Annotated in this window: 18 protein-coding genes; 10 read left to right on the forward strand and 8 right to left on the reverse strand. The window is 36.1% G+C overall.

Translation table 11 applies throughout. The features are described 5' to 3' along the window. From FFWV33_RS05045 to FFWV33_RS05085, 9 genes are all read left to right on the forward strand, one after another. Entirely contained in the window at nucleotides 1–1,164 is a 1,164-nt protein-coding gene (locus FFWV33_RS05045) for an iron-containing alcohol dehydrogenase (RefSeq protein WP_108739899.1), read from the forward strand. A 259-nt stretch (nucleotides 1,165–1,423) separates the two neighbouring features. After that, entirely contained in the window at nucleotides 1,424–2,419 is a 996-nt protein-coding gene (locus FFWV33_RS05050; RefSeq protein WP_108739900.1) for an NAD(P)H-dependent glycerol-3-phosphate dehydrogenase, read from the forward strand. A 230-nt stretch (nucleotides 2,420–2,649) separates the two neighbouring features. Further along, on the forward strand, nucleotides 2,650–3,504 hold the full coding sequence (locus FFWV33_RS05055) for a mechanosensitive ion channel family protein (protein WP_108739901.1): 855 nt from the start codon (nucleotides 2,650–2,652) through the stop codon (nucleotides 3,502–3,504). 215 nt (nucleotides 3,505–3,719) lie between these two features. After that, the gene (locus FFWV33_RS05060) at nucleotides 3,720–4,736 is read left to right on the forward strand and encodes a GntR family transcriptional regulator (RefSeq protein WP_108739902.1); all 1,017 of its coding nucleotides are present in this window, start codon (nucleotides 3,720–3,722) and stop codon (nucleotides 4,734–4,736) included. Nucleotides 4,737–5,102: 366 nt separating this feature from the next. Then, entirely contained in the window at nucleotides 5,103–8,114 is a 3,012-nt protein-coding gene (locus FFWV33_RS05065) for a SusC/RagA family TonB-linked outer membrane protein (protein WP_108739903.1), read from the forward strand. A gap of 16 nt (nucleotides 8,115–8,130) precedes the next feature. Then, on the forward strand, nucleotides 8,131–9,699 hold the full coding sequence (locus FFWV33_RS05070; RefSeq protein WP_108739904.1) for a RagB/SusD family nutrient uptake outer membrane protein: 1,569 nt from the start codon (nucleotides 8,131–8,133) through the stop codon (nucleotides 9,697–9,699). A 123-nt stretch (nucleotides 9,700–9,822) separates the two neighbouring features. Next, entirely contained in the window at nucleotides 9,823–11,565 is a 1,743-nt protein-coding gene (locus tag FFWV33_RS05075; RefSeq protein ID WP_108739905.1) for a glycoside hydrolase family 36 protein, read from the forward strand. 9 nt (nucleotides 11,566–11,574) lie between these two features. Beyond that, nucleotides 11,575–13,224: a solute:sodium symporter family transporter gene (locus tag FFWV33_RS05080; protein ID WP_170111558.1), complete on the forward strand. Its 1,650-nt coding sequence runs from the start codon at nucleotides 11,575–11,577 to the stop codon at nucleotides 13,222–13,224. Nucleotides 13,225–13,427: 203 nt separating this feature from the next. Continuing rightward, nucleotides 13,428–16,730 (forward strand): VCBS repeat-containing protein, encoded by a 3,303-nt coding sequence (locus tag FFWV33_RS05085; protein ID WP_108739907.1) that lies wholly within the window; start codon nucleotides 13,428–13,430, stop codon nucleotides 16,728–16,730. A 186-nt stretch (nucleotides 16,731–16,916) separates the two neighbouring features. Here the strand turns inward: FFWV33_RS05085 and FFWV33_RS05090 are convergent, their stop codons facing one another. The 3 genes from FFWV33_RS05090 to FFWV33_RS05100 all read right to left on the reverse strand — a co-directional run bounded on the left by FFWV33_RS05090 (nucleotide 16,917) and on the right by FFWV33_RS05100 (nucleotide 18,890). Continuing rightward, nucleotides 16,917–17,324 carry a hypothetical protein gene (locus FFWV33_RS05090; RefSeq protein WP_108739908.1) on the reverse strand — a complete coding sequence of 136 codons (408 nt, stop codon included), beginning with the start codon at nucleotides 17,322–17,324 and terminating at the stop codon, nucleotides 16,917–16,919. Between the two features lie 88 nt (nucleotides 17,325–17,412). Continuing rightward, nucleotides 17,413–18,432: a phenylalanine--tRNA ligase subunit alpha gene (gene pheS / locus FFWV33_RS05095; RefSeq protein ID WP_108742461.1), complete on the reverse strand. Its 1,020-nt coding sequence runs from the start codon at nucleotides 18,430–18,432 to the stop codon at nucleotides 17,413–17,415. 101 nt (nucleotides 18,433–18,533) lie between these two features. Further along, the gene (locus FFWV33_RS05100) at nucleotides 18,534–18,890 is read right to left on the reverse strand and encodes a hypothetical protein (protein WP_108739909.1); all 357 of its coding nucleotides are present in this window, start codon (nucleotides 18,888–18,890) and stop codon (nucleotides 18,534–18,536) included. 280 nt (nucleotides 18,891–19,170) lie between these two features. Here FFWV33_RS05100 and FFWV33_RS05105 point away from each other — a divergent pair, with 280 nt between their 5' ends. Next, nucleotides 19,171–19,701: a CvpA family protein gene (locus FFWV33_RS05105; RefSeq protein WP_108739910.1), complete on the forward strand. Its 531-nt coding sequence runs from the start codon at nucleotides 19,171–19,173 to the stop codon at nucleotides 19,699–19,701. 437 nt (nucleotides 19,702–20,138) lie between these two features. Here FFWV33_RS05105 and FFWV33_RS05110 read toward each other — a convergent pair whose 3' ends face one another. From FFWV33_RS05110 to FFWV33_RS05130, 5 genes are all read right to left on the reverse strand, one after another. After that, entirely contained in the window at nucleotides 20,139–20,930 is a 792-nt protein-coding gene (locus FFWV33_RS05110; protein WP_108739911.1) for an abortive infection system antitoxin AbiGi family protein, read from the reverse strand. Nucleotides 20,931–21,221: 291 nt separating this feature from the next. Continuing rightward, complete coding sequence (locus FFWV33_RS05115; RefSeq protein WP_108739912.1) at nucleotides 21,222–21,968, reverse strand: tetratricopeptide repeat protein; 747 nt, start codon at nucleotides 21,966–21,968, stop codon at nucleotides 21,222–21,224. A 146-nt stretch (nucleotides 21,969–22,114) separates the two neighbouring features. Further along, the gene (locus FFWV33_RS05120; RefSeq protein ID WP_108739913.1) at nucleotides 22,115–23,893 is read right to left on the reverse strand and encodes a BatD family protein; all 1,779 of its coding nucleotides are present in this window, start codon (nucleotides 23,891–23,893) and stop codon (nucleotides 22,115–22,117) included. A 175-nt stretch (nucleotides 23,894–24,068) separates the two neighbouring features. Further along, nucleotides 24,069–24,842 carry a tetratricopeptide repeat protein gene (locus tag FFWV33_RS05125; RefSeq protein ID WP_108739914.1) on the reverse strand — a complete coding sequence of 258 codons (774 nt, stop codon included), beginning with the start codon at nucleotides 24,840–24,842 and terminating at the stop codon, nucleotides 24,069–24,071. A 30-nt stretch (nucleotides 24,843–24,872) separates the two neighbouring features. Further along, nucleotides 24,873–25,907 carry a VWA domain-containing protein gene (locus FFWV33_RS05130; RefSeq protein ID WP_108739915.1) on the reverse strand — a complete coding sequence of 345 codons (1,035 nt, stop codon included), beginning with the start codon at nucleotides 25,905–25,907 and terminating at the stop codon, nucleotides 24,873–24,875. Nucleotides 25,908–25,912: the final 5 nt, after the last annotated feature.

Below are 25,912 nucleotides of genomic sequence, written 5' to 3' on the forward strand. Positions count from 1 at the left end.
ATGTTAAATTTTCAATATTACAATCCTACCAATTATGTTTTTGGTAAGGGACAAATAGAACAGTTAACAAAACTAGTTCCTGCTGGAGCAAAAGTAATGTTGGCGTATGGTGGAGGAAGTATCTTTAAGAACGGAATTCATCAGCAAGTTACTGAGGCTTTGAAAGGTTTCGAAATTGTTGAGTTTAGTGGTATTGAACCAAACCCACATTTTGAAACATTGATGAAAGCTGTTGCAATCATCAAAGAGCAAAAAATAGATTTTATTCTTGCAGTAGGTGGTGGATCTGTGATTGACGGTGTCAAATTTATTTCTGGTGCTGTTAACTATGAAGGAGATCCTGCTGAGATTTTAAGAAAAAGAATCTTAATTACTGATGTTAGCAAAGTGATACCGTTTGGAACGGTATTGACATTGCCGGCTACAGGAAGTGAAATGAACTCTGGTGCAGTGGTTACTATCGCCGAAACACAAGAAAAATTGGCTTTTGGCGGTAGTGCCTTGTTTCCTAAGTTTTCTATCTGTGATCCTACCGTAATTGAGTCTTTACCAAAAAGACAATTGCAAAATGGAGTGGTAGATGCTTACACGCACGTATTGGAGCAGTACCTTACCTATGTACACGAAGGGTTTTTACAAGATCGTATTGCTGAAGGAATTTTGCATACTTTGATCGAAATAGGACCAAAAGTAGTAGACAACCCAAGTGATTATGCTTTGGCATCTAACTTTATGTGGTCTTGTACAATGGCATTGAACGGCTTAATTCAAAAAGGGGTTCCAAATGACTGGGCTACGCACATGATCGGACACGAGTTGACGGCTATGTATGGTATTGATCATGCAAGAACGTTGGCAGTTGTAGGTCCGAACTTGTATCGTGCTTTGTTTGATACTAAGAAAGATAAATTGGCTCAGTATGGTCGTCGTATCTTTAATCTAAATGGTACAGATGAAGAAGTTGCTCACGAAGCAATAGAGCAAACAGTTGCATTTTTCCATACTATGGGAATGCAAACTAAGCTTTCTGATTATGTGAAAGATTATGATCATACAGCTACAACAATTGCAAAAAGATTTGAGGATAGAGGATGGCTTGGCTTAGGCGAAAGACAAAATGTAACCTTAGAAAAAGTAAAAGAAATTGTTGAAATGAGTTACTAATTCAAAATACCGAGCAATCGGATGAGTAAAAGGCGTTTTGGTGTATCCAAAGCGCCTTTCTTATTTTTTGCAAATTTAGCAAAACATTCATTATTACTATTTTAAGAAGATTTCAGGGTGTTTATTTTGTCAAACTAAAAGTATAAAAGCGTTTTTTTATCAAATTCTAAAAAAAAGATGTAAAAAACCAGTTAGAAAGTCTGGTTTTTTTTTCTGGTTTGCCAATTTTAAGTACTTTTGATGAATATATTATTTGAAGATGAGCGAAATTAAAAAGTTTGCAGTTATAGGTGGCGGTAGCTGGGCTACTGCAATTACCAAAATGCTATGTAACAATGTAACCGAGTTGACTTGGTACATGCGCAATGAAGGAGCAATAGAACATATAAAGGAGTTCAAACACAATCCGAACTATTTGAGTTCTGTGGAGTTTGATACCAAAAAACTAATATTGACAAGCGATATCAATGAAGCGGTAAATAATGCCGACTATATTATATTTGCTATACCATCTGCTTTTTTGGATGCTGAGTTGAAAAACTTGACGGCTTCACTTGAAAACAAAGTTATTTTCTCAGCAATAAAAGGAATTGTGCCAGAGACGAGTTTGATAGTTGGAGAACATTTTCACTATACCTACGATATTCCTTATTACAATATTGGTGTGATTACGGGACCTTGCCATGCAGAAGAAGTAGCTTTGGAACGTTTGTCTTATTTGACGATTGCTTGTGGTGATCCTGCAAAAGCAAAAATTGTTGCCAAGAATTTATCTAGCAACTACATAAAAACCAAAATAACAGATGATATTATTGGTACCGAATATGCAGCCATGCTTAAGAATATCTACGCCATTGCGGCAGGTATTGCACATGGTTTGGGTTATGGTGATAATTTTCAATCGGTTTTGATGAGTAATGGTATTCGCGAAATGAAGAAATTTATTCGAAAAGTCCATAAAATGAAGCGTAACATTAATGACTCTGCTTATCTAGGCGATTTGTTGGTTACGGGTTACTCTGTTTTTTCGAGAAATAGAATGTTCGGAAATATGATTGGAAAAGGATACACGGTCAAAAGTGCCATGATGGAAATGAGTATGGTCTCTGAAGGATATTATGCTACCAAAAGTGCTTACAAGCTTAACCAAACGTACGGTGCAAAAACTCCAATTATTGATGCTGTTTATGCTATTTTGTATGAGGGTCAAAATGCAAAGAAAACATTCAAAGCGTTGACTGATAAGTTGGATTAGGTTCAAATTTATACTACATATGGGGTTGCTTTCATTTATTTGGAAGTAACCCTTTTTTTTATTTTTAAAGTACTGTATTGTAGTTGTTTAAGTTTTTATTTGCTTTTGGTTTAGAAAAAAATAACGGGAAATTTACATCATAATTTATTGTTTTTCAGTAAAAAGGGTGTATATTACAAAAAACGGATTATAAATCAATTTAATTATTTTAAACAAAAAACATGGAGAATATGGAAGGTACAATTACTACGGCAACTGCAGAAACATCGAATTTACTAGATAAAATATCAATAGAAAATTTACTAGGAATAGTTGAAAAATATGGGTTTCCTGTTTTGTATGCGATACTTATCTATTTAATTGGTTCGTGGGTAATCAAGCGTATTACTAAGGTTTTAAAAAATGTAATGGCTAAGAATGATTATGACGAATCTCTTCAGGTATTCTTATTTAATCTTGTTACTTGGGCTTTAAAAATATTTTTAATCATTACGGTTATTTCTACACTAGGAGTAGAGACAACAAGTTTGGCGGCGGTGATCGCTGCTGCAGGTTTGGCAATAGGTTTGGCTTTGCAAGGATCGCTATCTAATTTTGCGGGTGGAGTTTTAATCATCATATTCAAACCTTATAAAATTGGAGATTTAATTGAGGCTCAAGGGGTTTTAGGTGTGGTGAAACAAATTGAAATTTTTACAACAAAATTGGTTACACCTCAAAATAAGTTAGCTATCGTTCCTAATGGAGCTATGGCAAATGGAAATGTTATCAATTATACAGCCGAAGGAAAAATGAGAGTAGACTTAACCATAGGCGTAGGTTATGGAGAGGACATTAAAAAAACAAAAGAAGTGCTACTAGCAGTTTTAACCTCAAATCCAAAAGTTTTGAAGGAGCCAGCTCCATCTGTTAATGTGTCTGAGTTGGCTGATAGTTCAATAAATTTTGCTGTGAGACCATTTGCTACTCCCGAAGATTACTGGGATGTGTACTTTGCTACTCTTGAAAATTGTAAAATTGCTCTTGATAAAGAAGGAATTGAAATTCCATATCCACATCGTGTAAATATAAGTAAACAAGCGTAGTGCTAGGTTTTGTTAACGATACAAATAAAAGCTATCTTTTTAATGAGATAGCTTTTTTGTTTTATAGAGTAGCAACGCAATTAGTTCAAGTAGGTTTCTTTTTTGTCAGTATTAGTATACTGTTCTTTTTGTCAAAAGTTTAAACTAAGTTAATTTTTTTGCTTATCGTATATTTACGGTTATCTTTAAACTTTTTACAATTAAATTACATTTTGATGGAGCCGTTATACGATGCAATTATTTCTTTAAAACAAATTAGTACGCTTTCTAAGCATGAACAGTTGGTACAAGGAATTGTAGAATGCATTGAGAACGAAACTTTGGTTGTGGGTGATCAATTGCCTTCGATCAATCAAATGGTCGAGAATATTGGCTATGCTAGAAAAACCATCGTTAAGGCTTATGAAGAACTTAAAGATCGTGGTCTTGTTGAATCGGTAAAAATAAAAGGCTATTTTATTCTCAGCACAAAAACAGATGTAGTTTTAAAGGTGGCTTTACTTTTGTATTCTTTTCATCGATTTCAAGAAGAGTTTTATAATACTTTTCGAAAAGAATTAGGAGACCGTTACCAAATTGATATCTATGTACACCATAATAACTTGGAGGCATTCGAAAATATAATTTCAAGTATCTATGGAAAATATGGAGCTTATGTAGTAGCTCCAATCGAAAACCCTCTTGTTCGTCCCTTATTAGAAACTATCGAGCCGAGTAAGTTATTGATCGTCGATCGTTATTTGGACCTTGGCTATAATTACTCGTATATAGCACAAGAATTCGAGCATTCTACGCATGATCGTTTGACTGAGATCTTGGATGTGATTAAAAAGTATGACAAAATTATTTTATATTTTCGAAAAGATGTCGATTATCCAATTGGCGTATTAAATGGTTTTCAACGTTTTGTTGAGGAAAACGAACTTATAGGTGAAATAGAAAAAAATTACCAACCCAATTCAGTTCAAAAAGGTGTCTTGTATTTCTTTATCGACGACACTGATTTGTGGGAGCTGTTTAGAGACAGTCTCAAAATGGGATTGGTGATAGGTAAAGATATAGGGTTGTTATCTCATAACGATCATATCATTAAAGAAATCATGTCGGGGGGTATTGCTACCATTTCTACAGATTTTAATGAGATGGCTGTCAAAGCCGCTAACTTTGTTAAAAACGGACAATTGATTCATGAAATTGTACCATCCTATTTTATCCCTCGTAACTCTTTATAATTTAACGGTTTATTTAAACATTTTTTAAAACGAAAAGCATTTTTAGGCTTTTTGTTGTCCTGCTTTTGGTGTCTTTTTTAAAAATAGTAAGATAAAACTTTTTAAAATATTCTTAAAAATATTAAAACTTCAAATTTATTTTTCTATAATACTTTTGATCTTGTCAGTAAACATATGCGTTTTCTGTTTATTTAAAGCTATTTCAATACATATACCATAAAAATAAGCTATTATTATTTTGATATTAAAAAAAATAGCATAGATTTGTATTTGTAGCATAGACTATCATAGTGTATTGATTCAATCAAGTAATTATGTTAAATCTATCAAACTATCCAATACAAAAAAACAACCAATTTAAAACTTATGAAAAAACAAACACTAAAAAAATTGATGGGTTTTGCGATTATGCTTTGCAGCTTTAGTCTCTTTGCACAGACAATTAAAGTTACGGGTGTAGTCACAGAAGACGGGATGCCTGTTCCGGGTATCAATGTAGCAATCAAGGGTGAGGCAAAAGGCACCACTACAGATTTTGACGGTAAATATGCTATTGGAGGTGTTTCTTCAAAAGCAGTATTAGTATTTAGTTATTTAGGTTTAAAAACACAAGAAGTTGCCGTTAACGGAAGAGCGGTTGTAGATGTAGCAATGCTTGCTGACTCACAAACCTTAGACGAGGTAGTAGTTGTAGGTTACGGTACCTCTAGCAAAAGAGAACTTACAGGATCTGTAGCTTCTATTAGTTCAAAAGAGTTAACCAAATCGGTTGCAAGTAATCCTACTACTTTATTACAAGGTAAAATGTCGGGTATTCAGGTAGAAAGCTCAGGTGGACAACCAGGTGGTAGTGCCAACGTATTCATTCGTGGAGTAAACTCTTTGAGTAATGCTAGTCCTTTATATATAGTAGATGGTGTTATTGTACAAAACATGGATTATGTAAATCCAAGTGATATCCTTGATATTTCGGTTTTGAAAGATGCTGCGACTGCTGCTATTTATGGTGCTAGAGCTGCCAATGGAGTAATTTTGATTAAAACCAATCATGGTAGAAAAAACCAAGAGATGGAAGTAAGGTATAATGCTCGTATTGGTTTTGATACACCAAGTAAATATTTAGATTTTCTTGATGGTGAACAATACACATCTTATTTGAACCAACGTTTTGCAAATGACGGAAGTGCAGAGAGAGTAACTTATAATGGTGTAAGTACCGATTGGCAAAAGAAAAATTTAAAATCGGGATTGATTCAAGATCATGGTTTGTCGCTACAAGGTGGAGGTGAAACTGCTTCTTATTTTGCATCGGTTAATTATTTCAAACAAGATGGTATCTTGATTGGATCTGGATTTAAAAGATTAAATGCAAGATTGAATAGTGAGTATAATTTTAGAAAATTAAAGATCACACAAACATTAGGTATTACTGAAGCTACTATTCAAGAAAATAACTGGTATGGTTTTGATGGAACAACTTCTCCAACAGTTGCCCTTAGTAATGCTGCAAACGCAGGTGGTTACGAAGCGCCATCAACAGCGATTCAAGGTCCTGGTGGGGTTAACCAATTTGCATTGGCTAGCTTAGAAGAAAATTCAAAGAAAACTAGAACATTATTTGGTGGCCTTAAATTTGACTATAAAATTACAGACAATTTAAGTGCAGGAATTAACTTTGGTTTGGATTACAAAAACCTAAATTCTTTTCAATTTACACCTACCTACTTCATGAGTACAGTAGATGCAGTACGTAACGTTAATGATAAAAATGATTTAACTGAGTACAACAAAACAACTGTAAACTTATTAGTTGAGCCAACATTATCATATGATACAAAATTTGGTAAAAATAAAATAGCAGCGGTTGCGGGTTATACTTATTATAAAGAAAACCAACAAAGTAGTGGTATTTATGGTCAAGGTACACCGTCAAACAGTATTAAAGTAGTTGGTGCATTGCCATCAAACAGCCAATTGATTTTGTTGGGTGAAAATAATACGGCAGGTTTGATCTCTTATTTTGGTCGTTTGAACTACAATTATGATGATCGTTATTTATTATCTGGAACGATTAGACGTGATGCTTCTTCTCGTTTTGCAGCGGACAATCAATCAGGTTATTTTCCATCTATCTCTGGAGCGTGGAATATTAGTAAAGAATCTTTCTGGAAATCAGATGTGATTGATTATTTCAAATTGAGAACATCTTACGGAGTTTTAGGATCTTATCCTGATACCTTCTACCCAACACAAGCGGTATATCTTGCAAACCAATCAAACACTTCGTTTGGAGGAGCAAATGCTACTGGTTTGGCTCAAACAACTTTGGCAGATCCAAATTTATCTTGGGAAACTACAAAAACATTTGACATCGGGGTTGATTTAACTTTCTTGAATAACAAAATGAATTTTACAGCTGATTATTATTCGAAAAACATCAATGATGTATTGGTTGCAATCAACATTCCTTCTACAGCAGGTGTAAGTTTGCCAGTAACAAGAAACGCAGGTACTTTGGTAAACAAAGGATTTGAATTTGATATGAGTTACCAAAAGACTGACGGTGATTTTCATTACAAAGTGGGTACAAACTTCTCCTTTAATTTGGTTGCAAAAGCAGGAAATGTTCCAGCTCCAATCTTAGGGCCATCAATTGATGAGGATTTAAGAGTTGTAAACCGTACTGTAGCAGGACAGCCTATTGGATCATTCTACGGATATAAAGTAGAAGACAAAGTAAATCCATTAACGGGAGATTTTGTTAGAGTAGATGTTAATAAAGACGGTGTAATCGACGAAAAAGATATTACAAACATTGGTAATCCTACTCCAGATTTCACTTATGGTTTAACTTTTAGTGGTGATTACAAAAATTTTGATTTCAGTTTAGCTTTCACAGGTGTACAAGGAAACGAAATTTATAATGTTGGTAAATATTACAATATGTTATGGCAAGATGGAGGTAAATTCACATCAGTGTTGAACTCTTGGACGCCAACAAATACAGATACTAATATCCCAAAAGCATCTATTACTGATGCAGCAGGTAACAAAGAACCTTCTTCATTTTTTGTTGAAGATGGATCTTACTTAAGATTGAAAAACATTGAGATTGGATACAACTTGCCTATCAAAACTTTAGGTATGGATGCTTTCAAAAGCTTGAGAGTTTCTTTCAATGTTCAAAACGCATTTGTGATTACAAAATACAGCGGATATGATCCAGATGTAGCTTCTACAAATGGTGGTAGAGCAAACCTTAATGCGGGTGTACCAGGTGTAAGACCTACAGTAAACCCATTGTTGGGTAGAGGATTGGATGCAAGAACGTATCCTAACGCACGTACTTTTATGCTTGGATTACAAGCTACTTTTTAATCTAAAAAATAGTAAAATGAAAAAATTTATATATACAAAATCAATCGTCTTGGCCACATTGGGTGTAGCGGCATTGTCTAGCTCATGTACCAAAGATTTATTAAGCCAACAAAATGACAATGCTACTTCTACAGCCAACTTTGGTTCATCTGTAGAGCAAGTGGAGTCGGCAGTAAACGGAGCTTTTCACCCAATTACAGGAACTTTTTTCTGGGGGCGTATCGTGCATTCAGGTGCGATCCTAAGATCAGATGAGTTCAATGTTTTTCCTTTTGGAAGTAATACTGCAATGTCTACTTTCTTAGGTAAACCTGGAGATCGTTGGGCTACAGAGCCTTGGCAAGAACTTTACAAATCTATTGCTCGTTGTAACAATGTGATCAATAACGTAAACAAAGCAGGAATTGACAATGACGAAGTTAGAAATAGCTTGGTAGGTCAAGCCTATTTCTTGAGAGCTTTTGATTACTGGTATTTAGTAAACCTTTATGGTAATGTGCCTTTGGTGCTAGAGGTACCAGATTTAAATAACTTATTGGTGAAACAAGCAGAAAAACAAGCCGTTTGGGATCAAATTGTTGCCGATTTGGCAAAAGCAGAAACAATGCTTCCAGAAAAATGGACAGGTGCAAACTTAGGAAGACCAACTTCTGGTGCTGCAACTGCCTTGAAAGGGAAAAGTTATTTATACCAAAAGAAATGGAAATTGGCTCATGAAACATTCATCAAATTAGTAGGTAAATATTCGTTACTACCTGCAGCACAATTTGGAGATAACTTTACTGAGACTAATGAAAACAATGCAGAATCAGTATTTGAATTGCAATTTTTAGGACAACAAACATTTGTGTGGGGTTCTGATATACCTGGAACTGGGACTATGGGGAATTTTCATATCGATTATGCTCCACCAGCCAAAACGCCAGACAAAGGACATGTCGTAAATCCTTGGTTGAAAACTTTATTTGAAGCGAACGGAGATACTTTTAGAAGAAACCAAACGCTTGCTTACAACTATGTAGGTGCTACAGGATACGGTGGAACACCTTATTTAACAGACTTTGTCGAAGATATCAAAATTGCAAATGCTGCTGGAGTTGAGCCTATTTTCTCAAAAAAATATGCGGGTATGGACATTGGTGTAAGAAGCCAAGTTGATTTCTTAGGTACAAATGTTGGGACTAACTGGAGAATAATTCGTTATTCGGATGTGTTGTTAATGCTTGCTGAAGCTCTAAACGAAGATGATAAAACATCTCAAGCTGGACCATATGTAGATATGGTTCGTCAACGTGCTGGATCTGGACTTGCGGCTCTTTTGCCAACAGTAAAAGCAGATAAAGTGTTGTTGAGAAATGCAATTATAAACGAAAGAGCAATGGAACTAGCAGGTGAAGGACACCGTTTCTTCGACCTTGTACGTTGGGGACTTGCAGACAAATATTTAGGAGCGTCTTCTGCTCATGGAAAAAATCCAAAATCGTTAAGTGGCGGAATATTCAAAACAGGAAAAGACGAACTGGTTTGGATTCCAAATACTGAAATCGATTCAAACCCGAATTTGAAACAAAATCCGGGATATTAAGAAGTAATTAGGTTGTCGTAGTTTATGTGGGGCCATGCGTAGTTGCTTGGCTCCTTTAAACTAATAAAAAAGGAGTTTCAGGAAGACTTTTGTCTTTTTATCAATATTTAAAAATTTTAATCAATGGATCTAATAGTATTAGAAAATAGAGGAAATCTAGATGTTTCTATCAATTCCATTTTCAATCACAACGGAGTACAAATTTTTGATGTAAGCATCAAATCTGATGAGGCCATTGTGCCAAGTCCAGTAACTATACAATGGAAAATCCCAGCTCACAATATAAAAGGAGTTTGGAAACCAACAACAGATTTTGAAAAACGTATTCAAGCCGACTGGGAATTAGAACATTTGGAATCTCGTATTTCTATTGATGCTCCAATTATCAGTTTATTTGGTAATGATGATACCAATGTGCATACTTTTGCTTGTTCAAATGCTATCAATAAATTAGAATTAAACGCTAGAATCAGGGAAGAAGATGATAGTTTTTATTGCCACATTACATTCCTTTCTGAGCGCTTGTCGCCTGTGAAGGAGTTTAATGCACAAATAAGAATTGACTCTGCTCCCAAACATTTTTCAACTGCGTTGAATGAAGTTGCCGCTTGGTGGGAAACATTTGATAATTTAAAACCAGCATTCGTTCCACAAATTGCAAAGACACCTTTGTATTCTACTTGGTATAATTTTCATCAAAATTTGGAGGTTGAAAAATTATTGGCTGAATGTAGAATAGCTTATAGTTTAGGATATAAAGTGATTATCATTGATGACGGTTGGCAGACTAATGATACCAACAGAGGATATGATTACACAGGAGATTGGACACCAGACCGTATTTCAAAAACCAAAGAGTTTGTAGATGCTGTTCACGAAATCGGAATGAAAGTTGGGTTTTGGTATTCTGTTCCTTTTTGTGGTGTAAAATCAAGAGCTTACAAGGTTTTCGAAAATAAAATGTTGACCAAAACCCATCGTTGGGCACCAGTATTTGACCCTCGTTTTCCAGAGGTAAGGGAATATTTGATCAATATTTATAAAAATGCATTGCAAGAATGGGGTCTTGACGGTTTCAAATTGGACTTTATTGATGACTTTAGATTGTATGACGAAACAGTTCTTACAGATGCTGATGGTCGTGATTATAGTTCTATAAATGAGGCAGTTGATCGTTTGTTGTCTGATGTAATGACAGAATTAAAAGCAATCAATCCTGATATTTTTATCGAATTTAGACAAAGATATACAGGTCCTGCAATGCGTAAATTTGGTAACATGATGCGTGCCTTTGACTGTCCTGGTGACGGAACGATGAACAGAATTCGTATTGCCGATATCAGAATGTTATGTGGTGATACTGCTGTACACGCAGATATGTTGACATGGCATAAAGACGAAAAAGTAGAAGTTGCTGCTTTACAAGTGGTGAATACATTGTTTGGAGTGCCACAATTATCTGTAATGTTACAAGATATGCCTCAGGATCATATTGACATGATTCAGTTTTATACTAAATATTGGAATGACAATGCAAATGTATTGATGCAAGGAAAATTTGTTCCTTCAAAACCGTTGGCAAACTATCCAATTCAAGAAGTTGTAAAGGGAGACCATCAAATCATTGGTTTATATGATGAATATGTGGTAAGTTTAACAAATACTAAAAACAAATTTGACATCATCAACGGTCAATTGGCGACTTCGGTTGTTCTTGATGTAGCGGCTGATTTTGGAATCTATGATTGTAAAGTCTACGATTGTATGGGAGTTGTTTTTGCCGAAAAAGAAATTTCGCTTAACCAAGGATTATACAAAATAGAAGTGCCAGCTTGCGGATTAATTCAACTTACTCTAAAAAACTAGATTATGGACATGCTAACCATTATTTCATTTGTTGGTTTTACAATATTTGTAGCCGTTGTGTCATGGTATGCCACACGCAATACAGATGAATCTTCGTCCGAAGGATATTTCCTTGGAGGTCGAAGCCTTGGTGCAGTAACCATTGCAGGTTCTTTATTATTAACCAATCTTTCGGCAGAACAAATCGTTGGGTTAAACGGGCAAGCTTTTACCGAAGGAATCTTGGTTATGGCATGGGAAACCTTGGCGGCAATCGCCATGATTGTAACTGCTATATTCTTGGTGCCAAAGTATATGTCTCGAGGGGTTACAACTATTCCGGAGTTTATAGAATACCGTTTTGACCATCAAACCAAAGCTATTATTTCAGGTTTGTTTCTTACGGGCTATGTGGTGGTAATTATTCCATCGGTTTTGTATTCTGGGTCGTTGGCCTTTAGTACTATGTTCGATCTTCCTGCTGTTTTGGGTATTTCGCATACAGCATCAATATGGTTGTGTGTTTGGAGTATTGGTCTTATCGGAATGATTTATGCCGTTTTTGGTGGATTGAAAGCCGTAGCAGTTTCCGATTTAATTAACGCTATTGGTTTATTGATTGGAGGAATTTTAATTCCAGTCTTCGGATTAATGGCTATTGGCGAAGGAAGCGTAATGACGGGTATTAGTACTTTATACACAGAGAATCCTGAGAAATTCAACGTAGTAGGTGAGGTAGATAATTCTATTCCGTTTGGAACAATTTTTACCGGAATGATGTTGGTACAAATGTTTTATTGGGGAACCAACCAAGCAATACTACAACGTGTCTTTGCTGCTAGAAACTTAAAAGAAGGACAAAAAGGAATGATCTTGGCCGCTTTGGTGAAGTTTTTAATTCCGCTTATTGTGGTACTTCCTGGGGTTATTGCTTATCATTTGTTTCAAGGTAATTTATCCAATCCAGATCAAGCCTATCCTACTTTGGTACGTACGGTTTTGCCAGCGACTTTCATGGGCTTTTTTGCCGCTGTGTTGTTTGGTGCTGTATTGAGTTCGTTCAACAGTATCCTTAATAGTAGTGCAACCTTGTTTGGTTTTGATTTATACAAACAATATTTTAATAAAACAGCTACTGAGCATCAGATTGTAAAAGCGAGTAAGATCTTTGGATTGGTTCTAGGACTTTTAGGAATGTCGGTTGCGCCCTTAATTGCAAATGCTCCAAACGGATTGTTTGCTTGGTTGCAAGAAGCAAATGGATGTTATAGTATTCCGATTCTAACAGTTGTAATCATTGGTTTTTTTACCAAAAGAGTTCCTGCTCTTGCGGCAAAAATCGGAATTGCATCAGGTGTGATTTTGTATTCGATCAGTCAATTTATCGTTAAACCTTATTTTGTTGATAGTGCAATGGCCAAAGCTGCTGCGGACGGAATTACAAATGCAAAAGCATTAAGTGTGATTCAAGCAGAAGCGTATCCGCACTTTCTACACGTAATGGCGATATTGTTTGTATTGAATATCGGAATCATGTTATTGGTTGGAAAAATGTATCCTATGGCGCATGATCACGTTGTGAGATCAAATGATAAGGTAGATATCACACCATGGAAACATGCTGTAGTGACTGGAATATTGATTACAATTTTAGTTCTTAGTACGTATTTTATTTTTTAGTTAATTATAATTTGAAATTGCAAAGGTGAGGTTGATACTGGTTTGCGTGAGGGATAGTAGTAAAAATCCTTTTTTGGGGTTTTTTCTGACCCAAAAAAGATTGAAACAAATAGCCCGACCAGTAGTTTTTACGGAGGGTCACGCCCAAAGTATGAATAACTAAGTTGAATACACCCAATAGGAACAGGTAAAATGATTTTGAAATGAAAAAGAATCTCTTAACAATAGTGTTTGGTTTGCTGTCTTCATTGACTTTGACTTTTTGTTCAAAGGACAATGAGGCGACAAAGATTTTTACCAAATTGGAAGCTGCTGATACCGGAATCGAGTTTAGCAACAACCTTGTGGAGAATGATTCACTGAATTATTTTACCTATTCTTATTTATACATGGGTGGTGGTGTTGCCGTGGGTGACATTAATAATGATGGATTACAAGATATTTATTTTACAGGAAATCAAGTTTCGAATAAATTATATTTGAACAAAGGGAACCTAAAATTTGAAGATATTACTGCCAAAGCAGGAGTGTCTGGAGACAAAAGATGGTACACTGGAGTTACGATGGCCGATGTAAACAACGATGGTTTCTTGGATATTTATTGCTCAGTAAGTGGAAAATTTGGTTCGAAAGAAAACCAATTATTCATCAACAAAGGCAACGGAACATTTGAAGAAAAAGCGGCTGCGTATGGATTGAATGATATAGGAAGTAGCGTGCAGTCGACCTTTTTTGATTATGACAAAGATGGTGATCTAGATTTGTTTGTGGCCAATTATCCGCCAACGCCTTTTAATGCTGCCGTATCTTCGTACGTGTACATGATGGAAGGATTGAAGGATGAAGAGTCAGGGCATTTGTACCGCAATGATGGCGACATCTTTACCGATGTGACCAAAGAGGCAGGTGTTCGAAAGTTTAGTTTATCACTTAGTGCAACTATTGGAGATTTGAACAATGACTCCTGGCCAGATATTTATGTGTCAAGTGATTTTTGTGCGCCAGATTATATGTACATCAACAATCAAGATGGTACGTTTAGAGAAGTAGTTAAAGATGCAACTTCCAACACGGCTTTTTACGGAATGGGAGTAGATATTGCCGATTTTAACAACGACGGAAACTTGGATATTTTTCAGGTAGACATGGATGCTAAGTCCAACAGACGTAAAAAGGCCAATATGGCGAGTATGAATCCGATGCTTTTTTGGGATACTGTAAATGCTGGTTTTCATTACCAATACATGCAAAATTGTATGCAAGTGAACTCAGGTGTAATGACAGATGGGATTCCGCATTTTTCAAATGTATCGCGCATTACAGGAACTTCTTCTACCGATTGGAGTTGGGGACCGCTTTTTGCCGATTTTGATAATGATGGTTTGAAAGATTTATTCATAACCAATGGATCAAGAAGAGAAGTAAACAACAATGATTATTTCAATCATTTAAAAGATGAAAATATAACCCCAGAAAGTTATTTGGAGCGAAGCCTTAAAATTCCTTCTGAAAAAATAGATAATTTTATTTTTAAGAACAAAGGGAATTTAGATTTCGAACAAGCAAATAAAATTTGGGGAATTGAATACAAAGGTTTTTCGAATGGTGTAGCCTATGCCGATTTGGACAACGATGGAGATTTAGAAATTATAACCAATAATATTGATGACAAGGCTTCAGTTTTTGAAAACACAAGTGCTTCGATCAACAATCATATTACGGTTCAGTTTAATGGTGATGTTAAAAACAAATTTGGATTAGGCGCACGTGTATATGTGACTACACCTGAATTTACGCAGATGCAAGAGCTTACGCTCACACGAGGATTTCAATCGTCTGTAGCACCAGAATTGCATTTTGGATTGCATAAAAACAAAAAAATAACCGAACTAAAAGTTGTTTGGCCTGATGGGAAAACGCAAATTTTGAAAGAGGTTGCGGTCAATCAAAAATTGATTTTAAAGTATTTAGATGCCGTTGTGGCTAATAAAGTGGCAACTGCAAAAGTAAATACCCTTTTTGGACCTGCTCCAAAAGGAATGTTTCCAGATTTCATGGTGGTCGAAAATAGTTTTGATGATTTTAATTTTCAAGTATTACTACCGCATAAAATGTCCGCTTTGGGTCCAGCAATTGCTGTTGGAGATTTGAATGGTGATGGATTGGAAGATTATTTTGTTGGTGGTTCTTTTAATACTGTAGGACAGTTGTTTTTTCAGACCCAAAGCGGCTTTATAAAGCAAAACACCGCTGCTTTTGAAGCTGATAAATTATCAGAAGACACAGGTGCTTTAATTTTTGATGCAGATAATGATGGTGACAATGATTTGTATGTGGTAAGCGGTGGTTACGAGTTTGCACCCAATTCGCCCTACTTGCAAGATCGCTTGTACGTGAACAATGGGAAAGGTCTTTTTTCGAAAGCAAAAAGCAACGCCATACCAAGCATGATCACAAGTGGATCCAAAGCCTATGCAGCCGATTTTGACAAAGATGGTAAACAAGATCTTTTGGTACTTGGTCGTCAAGTGCCGGGCAGTTATCCAGCAGCAGCAGACAGTTATATTTTGATGAACAAAAGCACCAAAGACAATATCAAGTTTGTCAACGAAACGGCTTCAAAAGCCAAAGAGTTAACCAAATTAGGAATGGCAACTAGTGCTGTAATCACCGATTACAACAATGATGGTTGGATGGATTTTATTGTAGTGGGCGAGTGGATGCCGATTCGTGTTTTCGAAAATACTAAAACAGGTTTCAAAGAAGTTTCAAAAAATTTGGGCTTGACCAAAGATACCGCTGGATGGTGGTGGAGCATTAGTCAAGGTGACTTTGACAACGACGGCGATATGGATTATGTTTTGGGTAACAACGGTCTCAATTACAAGTACAAAGCATCAGACAAAGAAACATTTGATATCTATTCGTCTGACTTTGATCAAAATAAGAAAAGTGATATTGTATTGAGTTATTACAACGAAGGAAAGCAATATCCTGTGCGAGGTCGAGGTTGCTCATCGCAACAAATTCCAGGTATTAAAGAGAAGTTCAAGAATTATGAAAGTTTCTCTGAGGCAACTCTTGAAGATGTGTATAGCAAGAAATCATTGGACAAAGCGTTGCATTATCAAGTGAAATCGTTTGCAAGTGTGTACCTAGAAAATAAAAACGGAAAGTTTGTTATCCATCATTTGCCAATAGAAGCGCAAGTATCTGGAATTAACAAAATCTTGGTCAAAGATTATGACAAAGACGGCTTTTTGGATATTTTAGTTGCCGGAAATTTATTCATGTCGGAGGTAGAAACACCAAGAAACGACGCAGGACACGGACTGTTTTTGAAAGGAAATAACAAAGGGAAGTTCAAACCCTACACGCCATTACAAAGTGGTTTCTTCACGCCAGGAGATGTAAAAGATATGGCATTGATTACCGTAAAAGGCAAGTCATATGTTATCACAGCAAAGAATAATGATAAACTACAATTTACAGCATTAAACAAATAAGAGCAGTTATTTAAAAATATTTAAGATGGTTTTTTAGTTGAGAAAGTAAAACTTAGATTCGTTCGGTTTTACTTTTTTTTTGGTCAAAATCCAAAGTTTTTTGCTATTGTAGAAAGTTGAATCTATAAAAAAAGGCTATCTCGAAATTTTCAAGACAGCCTTTTTTATATATTTTTAAACGAATAATTACCTCACAATCACACCATCAATAAACAAAATCGGAACTTCTTCAACATCTGTTGCGTTGATAGAATTTGCTTTGAAGATGAATTTTTTGTCATAGAGTTTGTTGTCCATAAAGTAGGTCAACATAAACTCGTTATTGAGTGTTAATACATCGTCTTGTACCATTTCGACTTTCACCACAGAAACTGCAGGAACATGAGGAAAAGCATGTCTTAATAGTGATGTTTTCTTCATTTCGCCATCAATAGTTCCAAAAGCTTTAGATACGACCATTACGCTGTCAATATCAAAATCGCTATCGTTCACCACATAGATGTACCACATTTTGGCCATAAAATCGTCACTCCATTCCTGGACTGCCGCCATAAATACATTTTCAACTTCGGGTACGGTAATATCAGCTTTCATAGTGGTTGTATTATGGAATAACTATTTTTGAGTTCAGCGATACAGCTGAAATCAATCCCTACATGTCGGGAATTTAGTCTTAAATCTTTTAAATATTTGCTTTAAACTGCTCCAAGAAACGAACATCGTTTTCATAAAACATTCTAATATCACCAATTTGGTACAACAACATTGCGATACGCTCTACACCCATTCCAAAGGCAAAACCGTTGTATTCATCAGGGTTGATGCCACAGTTTTTAAGAACATTAGGGTCTACCATTCCGCAACCACCAATTTCCAACCAACCCGTTCCTTTAGTGATACGGTAATCGGTTTCGGTTTTTAAGCCCCAATAAATATCAATTTCGGCACTTGGTTCTGTAAATGGAAAATAAGACGGACGTAAACGGATTTTTGACTTCCCGAACATCTCTTTGGTAAAATATAAAAGTGTTTGTTTCAAATCGGCAAACGAAACATCTTTGTCAATATACAAACCTTCCACTTGGTGAAAAATACAGTGCGAACGCGCTGATACCGCTTCGTTTCTGAAAACTCTCCCGGGAGAAATCGTTCTAATCGGCGGTTTGTTTTCTTCCATGTAACGCACCTGTACAGATGATGTATGTGTACGCAACAAAATATCAGGATTGGTTTGGATAAAAAACGTATCCTGCATATCACGAGCCGGATGGTATTCTGGCAAGTTCAAGGCAGTAAAATTATGCCAATCATCCTCAATTTCTGGACCTTCAGAAACGTTGAATCCAACCGTTGAGAAAATATCGATAATTTGGTTTTTCACAATCGAAATCGGATGACGAGAACCTATGATAACAGGCTCTGCCGTACGAGTCAAATCGCCGTAAATCCCCTTAGCTTCCTCTTTGCTCTCCAAAGATTCTTGAATGCTTTTTACTTTTTCTTCCGCAGTAGTTTTTAGCAAGTTAATCACCTGACCAAATTCCTTTTTTTGATCGTTAGGTACATTTTTAAATTCCGCAAAAAGCTCTTTCAAAAGGCCTTTGCTTCCAATAAATTTGATACGAAACGCTTCTAATTCTGCTGGATTTTGTGTTGAAAAAGCGTTAGCCTCGCCAATATATTCTTTTATCTTGTCTATCATTTTCATTCAATAATTGAGTGGGCAAAAATAAGTAAAAGTTTTCAGTTTTCAGTCTCAGATTACAGTAGATTTCATCTGATAAGGGAGACTGCTACTGTAAACTAAGCTATAAGTTCCTTTTCCAAGAAATAATTCACAATCGCTTCTTTCATCAAAACCGATTGTTCACCCGCTTTCAAAGGAGGTAATTCCTCTTTTACTCTAAAATGCGGCCATCCTTCTTCGTCAAAATAATCAAATTCATAGTATCCATAAGGCTCTAACAAGCGACAAATAGCAATATGCATTAAGTTCAGTTTTTCGTCTTTTTTGAATTCACGGTGCAATTTCCCTAGCTCTTGCACGCCAATTAAATAAATTATGGCATCCAAATCCAAGTCTTCCCCTTGCGAGAATTGGTCCGAAAGTATCGTTACAAGCTGTTCCCAGCGTTCTTTAAGTTGTGTGTCTCTTGACATTTTTGTAAGTTATGAGTAATGCCACATGAGTTATTAATTCAGTCAGGCATAAAATTATTTTAGCAAAGATAAGAACTAAACCAGCATTCATTTTATAATCGAAAGTTTATTTTCTGGGCGTGCCACCACCAAACAAAGGGGCTTACTTCAGTTTGCGCTTAAGTAGCCCCTTTGTCTGGAGCTGTCGGGCTTTCCGCGCTACTTCGGTAGCGAGCTGCAATCCCTCACGCAAAACGCACAAAAGGTATTATATTTGCGTTTTATTGTAAACACAGACAAAATGAGTTTTTTAGATATTGTTTTAGGCGGATTGCTATTGTACGGTTTAATCAAAGGAATCAAAAACGGACTGTTTACCGAGTTGGCTTCTTTTTTGTCCTTGATAGTGGGGATTTATTTGGCCATTAAGTTTTCGTCAGTAGTGAGTGAAGTGGTTGGTCAAGTAGTTTCTTGGTCACCAAAAACCGTTGCTATAACTGCCTTTGCATTAACTTTTATTGCAGTGGTATTAGGAATTATGCTATTAGCTAAAGTTTTTACCGAAATGATGAGTTTTGCTTATTTAGGTTGGGTTAACCGCTTAGCAGGTGGTTTTTTTAGCATCCTGAAAATGGTTCTGATTTTAAGTGTGGTTTTCAATCTTTTCCAGAAAATCAATTTCAATAACTGGTTGGTCAAAGAAGAAACTTTTAACCAATCCATGTTTTACAATCCTATTCAAAAAGTATCGCAACTGGTTTTCCCAAAACTAGAAACTTGGTATGAAGATTTTAAGACTAAAACCGTGAAGAGTCAAGAGGCGAAGGTGTAGTTGGATTTGTAGTCAAGTAGTTACTGTACAGTAGACAAAGGCTAGCGCGAGCATCTTGCTCGTGCGCGCAAAGTAATTCCATCTAGTTTTTGGCTATTTTTAATTGGATGATGCTGAGATTTAGATTGTGTTCATGAGCGGGACGCTTGCGCCAGCTTGGGCCCACAAAGAAATTCTATCTAGTTTTTGGCTATTTTTAAATGGATTATGCTGAGATTTTGATTGTGTTCACGAGCGGGACGCTCGCCCCAGCATGGGGAAGGTGTAGTTGGATTTGTAGTCAAGTATTTCAGGACAAGACAAAAGGCTAGCGCAAGCATCTTGCTCGTGCCCATAAAGATTTTCAATCTAGTTTTGGCTATTTTTAATTGGATTATGCTGTGATTTAGATTGTGCTCAAGAGCGGGATGCGTGCGCCAGAATGGGGGTAGTTCTTTTCATTCGTCAGGTACGTGTCGAGCTTGATTAATTATTATTTTAATTCTATTTGGAAACTCTTCAAGATTAAATTTTTCAATAATGATATCTTTTACTCTTTCTACTTGCCAATGAGTTTCTACAATAATTCCGAGTAGGTGTTCAATTGAATAGTCAACTCTTATGTCATTTATAACTTTATTATATTCTTTTTTTTGCGCAATATCATCTCCAACTAAAAAATATGGAATATATTCCTCTCTTACTATTTTTCTCCATTCTCGCTCCATTCCATATGGATAGTTTTTAGCTCTTAAGATTTTATTACGGACAAGAATTCCATCATAGTTTTTTGAGTGAGCAAAAATCTTTATTTGCTGTTTAGTCAAAAGACTTTTGTGATCAGTCATATAGCCATTTAAAGCATTTTCTAAATTATCTTTAGATGTTGTAGTTATATTTTTGAAATTATTAATAATATCATTAGTCAAATCCGACTTTCTTTCCAAATATAGAACAGGATTAAAGTCGTTTTCTTCTCCCCATTTTTTATTCAAAATTATCCCCAATGTACCGTATGATTTTTGATAAGCAATTGCAAAGTCAGGGGTGACATTTGAAGTACTAATCATAGGAAAGCAGGCTTCTTTGTTTTCCGTGTCATTGGTTATGTTTTCGACACAATAACTTGGTTTTAGTCCTTGAATTAATATTAATTCAAGGGTTTCCCAATTTTGAGTCATATGTATTAAAGGGAAAGAATCTCTTTCACCAGGTTCATAATATCTATTCGTATCGACCCAATAATTCATGTTTTCCTCATATTAATATTCATTTTCCGTGCATTGTTAGAATTACAGCTCACTAGTAAATATACGCAAGTTTGTGCGTTTTAGTAGTTTAAAATAAATAATGGTTAGGTAAAATCTTTCTTTGAATAATCACAAAATCGTTTCAAAAAATCAACACAATCCCACTTCTCCGCGTGAGGGATTGAAGTGGAAATCCTTTTTTGTCCGCCGCGGCGGACAAAAAAGATTGCAACGTAAAGCCCGACCCGCAATCCCTACCTTTCGGGATTGCGGGTCACGCCCAAATACTTTTTATTTTACTTCTTTGATGTTGTTGCTTTGTAGCCAACCTTCGGTGCCATCTGTCAGCTGAATTTTTTTCCAGTTGGAAACGGTTTCTAGGACGTAGACTTTGGTTCCTTCGTGGAGTACGAGGGTGGTGGTGCTTGCTTTTTGTGGTTCGCTGTATACCTCCGCAATGTCGGCAAAAATGATGGCTGGTTTTTCGTTATCAAAATGACTTTTTTCGAATAATGCTGCCGCCACACTGACCACAACACAGAGTAAGAAAACAAACATTCCGTAGAAAAAGGCTCTTTTGGTAAGCGTTAATTGGGAGAAATAGTAGCCCAAAAAGCACAACAAAAAGAAGAAGGCAAAGCTCACGCCCATCCAAGCCCAGGTGTTGAAATGGTAAATACCTGTGAAATCACGTAGCATTTTGGCAAAACCTACTTTGGGAACGACTTTGATTTCGTCAATGGTTTTCTTTTGGGCAAATTTCAAGTTATTGGTAATATCGGCATCATCGGGATTGAGTACCAGTGCTTTTTCGTAATTGTAAATCGCGGGTGCTACTTGGTTCAATTTGTAATAGCAATTTCCCAAGTTATAATACAGTTCTGCCGATTGTTGGTTGCCTTTTAAAACACTTTCATAAGCGGCAGCGGCTTCTTTGTACTTTCCTTTTTGATACAAGTCATTGCCTTTGTCGAAATTACTTTGCGCAAAGAATAATTGACTGATGAATAAGAGGAGTAGGGATAAATAATTTTTCATAGATAGAAGTTTAACCACTAAGACCACAAGGGAAGCACAGAGCTCACGACCTAGGTTCTATTCTTAGTTTTATATTTCAGTTGCTATTATTTTATAATTTGTTTAAAAACACTGTGCACTTAGTGCTTTCTTCGTGCACTTTGTATTTAGACTTTTCTGCTCATTTGTTTTTCGAGTACGGAGATAATCATTACCGCCTTGTCAAAATCTTCCTGAATGGTAGCGCTTGATGCTGGTGCGTAACGTGCAAACTCGCAGTTCTCGGTCAGGTTGATGAAGTCGGCTACAACGGTTGGTTCGGCACCTTTGTTCAATAACAGTTCTTGAATATTTTCTTTACTCATTTCGGAGGTTTCGATATGCAATTTGGCTTTCAAGAAATTGTGCATGGCTTTTTCTAGCGCCACGTAAAACGGTTCTTTGTTGGCCAGTTGTTTTTTGGCTTCAGATAAATATTTCTTGGCCAGTTTGTTGTTGGCTTTGATTCGGTTTCCAAAAACGTCACTGTCAATGGCTTCTTTTTTCTTTTTGGCCAAGATAATGATTGGCAACAATAGGAATGGCGCAAATAAAAGACCGTAGAACAAATTAGATCCCAAGAAATTGTCTTCGTTTATTGCTGTCAACTCTGTTTTTGTTTTCACATACTTAAACTGACTTTGGGCAATTACCTTTTGTTTGTTGCCACCAATAGAATCTGCTCTAGTGTCTGTTGGACCTTCGAGGACGTCAATCATAATTTCGGGAGAACTGATTGTTTTGTAGCTTTTGGAGCCCAAATCAAAATAGCTAAACTGAATTGGTTTGACTGGATAACTACCTTTGTATTGTGGTACAATGGTGTAACTGTCAGAGATGCTACCGGTCATGCCTGAAAGTGGTGTTTCTACATTATCTGTGTGTACGGCATCGTACATTTCGAGTGCGTTAGGTACAACTGGCTTTGGTAAGGTAAATAATTTTAAATTTCCTTTTCCGGATACGCTTACAAGTAAATCTAAGCTTTCGCCGTTTTTCAGACTTGTTTTAGAAGAGGTTACTTTGAAATCAAATTTACCTACAGCTCCTGAAAAGTCAGCTGGTTTTCCTGCTTCGGGTAATGCCTTTACATTGATAGTTTTGCTACCTGCAGAGACGCGTTTGTTTCCATCAGTAACTTGCATGCGGCCATAAATATCATATCGATTGGTTGGCAACTGTACATCGATGTCTAAGGATAGGGGTTCGATATCTAGTTTTCCTGATTTTTGAGGATATAGAACAGTTTTTCGCAATACTACGTAGCGGTACTTTTGACCTTTGAACTGTCCTTCTTCTGCTACTAATTTTTTGATGTCAATATTTTGACTCCAAAAATCGTTGTATTTTGGTTTGTTCAACTCTCTCCAATTTGTTATTCCGATGTTATAACTGAAATAGAGTTTGTAAACTACCGTAATGGGTTCGTTGATATATGGGTTTCCGTTTGAAATATCGGCTACCAAATAGATGTTATTGTCTGCAGAGACTGCTGGTTGATTTGGGTCGCCATATTGTTGCTGTTGCCCTTGCTGTGGTTGTTGAACAGCATCTGTAACATTAATTTTTACATTGGATGTTTTGTAAACTTTACCATCGTACTCAATAGTGGCCGACTTGATAACTATATTTCCCTTGTGATTGGGAACCAAATAATAAGAGTACATTTTTTCGAAAGAGCTTCGACCATTTACCCATGACTGACTCACTTGTTGGCTTGGGCCGGCAATAACTCTAAACCCATCAAAGTTGGGTTCGCTGAAATTATCACCATCAAAATTCATGTAGAAATCGATGCGCAGTCTCTCGTTTATTCCAAGCGTGTTTTTGCTTACCCTAGCCTCAAACTGAATTTGTGCCATGACTGCTTGCGAAATTAAAAACACTACTAATATTAATCGTTTCATTTTACTATTTAATCGTTTATGCTTTTTTTTTAAGGAAAGACTTTTTGAAGAGCACTTCGACAAGCTCAGTGTGACAAATTTTAGTTTAAAATCGAATTAAGATGTCGGTAAACAAAGTCAATAAAGTTCTAGTATTGTTTTTTGACATTTGAACTTTGACATTTGATTTTGCTCTCTACCAATCTTTATCTGTGTCAACTGGTTTCCCTTTGACTTTGTTGGCATTGACTTTACCTTGAATTTTTTTCTCCTCGTTGTTTACTGCATCAAGTAGGTTTTCAAGTCTTTGTTTGGATATTCCCCCAGGATTTGGTTTTGGTTGACCATCATCTTTTGGATTGTCACCTTTGTTTGGATCTTTTTTGTCCTTATCACCATCCTTTTTATCCTTGTCTTTGTCGCCTTTATCGTCTTTCTTATCTTTATCCTTATCCTTATTTTTGTCCTTATCCTTATCCTTGTCCTTATCCTTGTCCTTGTCTTTGTTTTTATCTTTATTATCGTTTTTAGGAGGATTTTCTTTTAGCATTTTCTTAGCCAAGGCATAGTTGTAACGGGTTTCGTCATCGGCAGGATTGTTACGTAAGGCGTTTTTGTAGGCTTCTACCGCTTGCGTATAATCTTTCTCTTTCATGAACACATTTCCAAGGTTATGAAAGGCTTTGTGTTTTTGGCTTCTAGTTTTTGCTTTTTCTATGGCAGTTGCAAAAGCAAATTTTGATTCGGCAGCTTGATTTTGTCTGTAAATTGCATTCCCTAAGTTGTAGTTTGCTGCAGCTTTATTATTTGACTTAGCACCCGAAATTCTATAATCTGCTTCAGCATCTACAAATTTGCTAGCAGCGTATTCTTCATTTCCTTGTGGTAGGGCATCATCTTTTTGTTGGGCATGTCCTGCTAGCCCCAAAAATGGGAACAGCGCTAAACCTATTTTATAAATTACTTTCATTTTTTACTATTTTATGACCCGCTTTGGGGTTTATGGGGTTTCATTAAATAAATTCAACTTCTTCACCCAACTTGTTTTTCTTTCTAACAAGAAGATATCTGCAAACAATAATAGAAAAGCAAAACCTAAAAACCATTGAAATTGCGATTGAAAATCGGCCATTTGTGTGGCTTCAAATTCGGTTTTCTGAATGTTGTCTAAGGTGTTTTTGATGTATTCCATCACTTCCTTAGTATTATTTCCATTGATGTAACCACCTTTAGTTGCTTTTGCAATCGTTTCAAGACTAGCTTGATTTAATTTGGTTACAACGACTTCTCCATTTTTATCTCTTTGGTAGCTTTCGACCACACCATTTTTTTTCAATGGAATTGTAGCTCCTTTTTCAGTACCAACTCCAATTGTGATGATGCGCATGCCTTGTTTGTTTGCTTCTTCGGCTGCTGCCAAAGCACCATCAGAATGGTCTTCACCATCTGAAATCAAAATTAACAGCTTGCTGGTTTTACTTTTGTCATCAAAATAAGTGGCTGATAATTTTATTGCTTCATCTAGGGATGTTCCTTTGGACGAAACCATATCTGGGCTCATACTTTGCAAGAACATTTTGGCAACGCTATAATCTGTGGTAATTGGTAAAACAGGAAAAGCACTACCGGCATACGCCACGATTCCGATTCGGTCATTGCCTAAACGACTGATGATTTGCGAAACTAGTTGCTTGCTTTTTTCTAGTCTACTTGGAGCAATATCTTCTGCAAGCATACTTTTTGAAACGTCCATTGCAAAAACGATATCGATTCCTTCTCGCTTTACAGTTTCCATCTTAGTTCCGATTTTCGGGTTTACCAAACCAAATATCAGGCCTAGTAATGCCAATAACATCACAATTAATTTTAGAACAGGTTTAAAAACCGAACGTTCAGGGCTCAATTGATTGATGGCATCGATGGATCCAAATTCTTTTTGCTTTTTCTTTTTCCAATACATATTGAAAAAGAAAACGGCTACCAATAATGGCAACAAGAAAAGTAAGTATAAATAATTGCGTTCGTCTAATTCCATTTTTT

The sequence above is a fragment of the Flavobacterium faecale genome (genome assembly GCF_003076455.1).
Classification (GTDB): domain Bacteria; phylum Bacteroidota; class Bacteroidia; order Flavobacteriales; family Flavobacteriaceae; genus Flavobacterium; species Flavobacterium faecale.

Coding starts and splice junctions, on each gene's coding strand:
- FFWV33_RS05125 (WP_108739914.1), bottom strand. CDS start 24,842: ATGAAAGTAATTTATAAAATAGGTTTAGCGCTGTTCCCATTTTTGGGG.
- FFWV33_RS05060 (WP_108739902.1), top strand. CDS start 3,720: ATGGAGCCGTTATACGATGCAATTATTTCTTTAAAACAAATTAGTACG.
- FFWV33_RS05110 (WP_108739911.1), bottom strand. CDS start 20,930: ATGAATTATTGGGTCGATACGAATAGATATTATGAACCTGGTGAAAGA.
- FFWV33_RS05130 (WP_108739915.1), bottom strand. CDS start 25,907: ATGGAATTAGACGAACGCAATTATTTATACTTACTTTTCTTGTTGCCA.
- FFWV33_RS05070 (WP_108739904.1), top strand. CDS start 8,131: ATGAAAAAATTTATATATACAAAATCAATCGTCTTGGCCACATTGGGT.
- FFWV33_RS05120 (WP_108739913.1), bottom strand. CDS start 23,893: ATGAAACGATTAATATTAGTAGTGTTTTTAATTTCGCAAGCAGTCATG.
- FFWV33_RS05090 (WP_108739908.1), bottom strand. CDS start 17,324: ATGAAAGCTGATATTACCGTACCCGAAGTTGAAAATGTATTTATGGCG.
- pheS (WP_108742461.1), bottom strand. CDS start 18,432: ATGATAGACAAGATAAAAGAATATATTGGCGAGGCTAACGCTTTTTCA.
- FFWV33_RS05075 (WP_108739905.1), top strand. CDS start 9,823: ATGGATCTAATAGTATTAGAAAATAGAGGAAATCTAGATGTTTCTATC.
- FFWV33_RS05080 (WP_170111558.1), top strand. CDS start 11,575: ATGCTAACCATTATTTCATTTGTTGGTTTTACAATATTTGTAGCCGTT.
- FFWV33_RS05115 (WP_108739912.1), bottom strand. CDS start 21,968: ATGAAAAATTATTTATCCCTACTCCTCTTATTCATCAGTCAATTATTC.
- FFWV33_RS05055 (WP_108739901.1), top strand. CDS start 2,650: ATGGAAGGTACAATTACTACGGCAACTGCAGAAACATCGAATTTACTA.
- FFWV33_RS05100 (WP_108739909.1), bottom strand. CDS start 18,890: ATGTCAAGAGACACACAACTTAAAGAACGCTGGGAACAGCTTGTAACG.
- FFWV33_RS05085 (WP_108739907.1), top strand. CDS start 13,428: ATGAAAAAGAATCTCTTAACAATAGTGTTTGGTTTGCTGTCTTCATTG.
- FFWV33_RS05065 (WP_108739903.1), top strand. CDS start 5,103: ATGAAAAAACAAACACTAAAAAAATTGATGGGTTTTGCGATTATGCTT.
- FFWV33_RS05105 (WP_108739910.1), top strand. CDS start 19,171: ATGAGTTTTTTAGATATTGTTTTAGGCGGATTGCTATTGTACGGTTTA.
- FFWV33_RS05045 (WP_108739899.1), top strand. CDS start 1: ATGTTAAATTTTCAATATTACAATCCTACCAATTATGTTTTTGGTAAG.
- FFWV33_RS05050 (WP_108739900.1), top strand. CDS start 1,424: ATGAGCGAAATTAAAAAGTTTGCAGTTATAGGTGGCGGTAGCTGGGCT.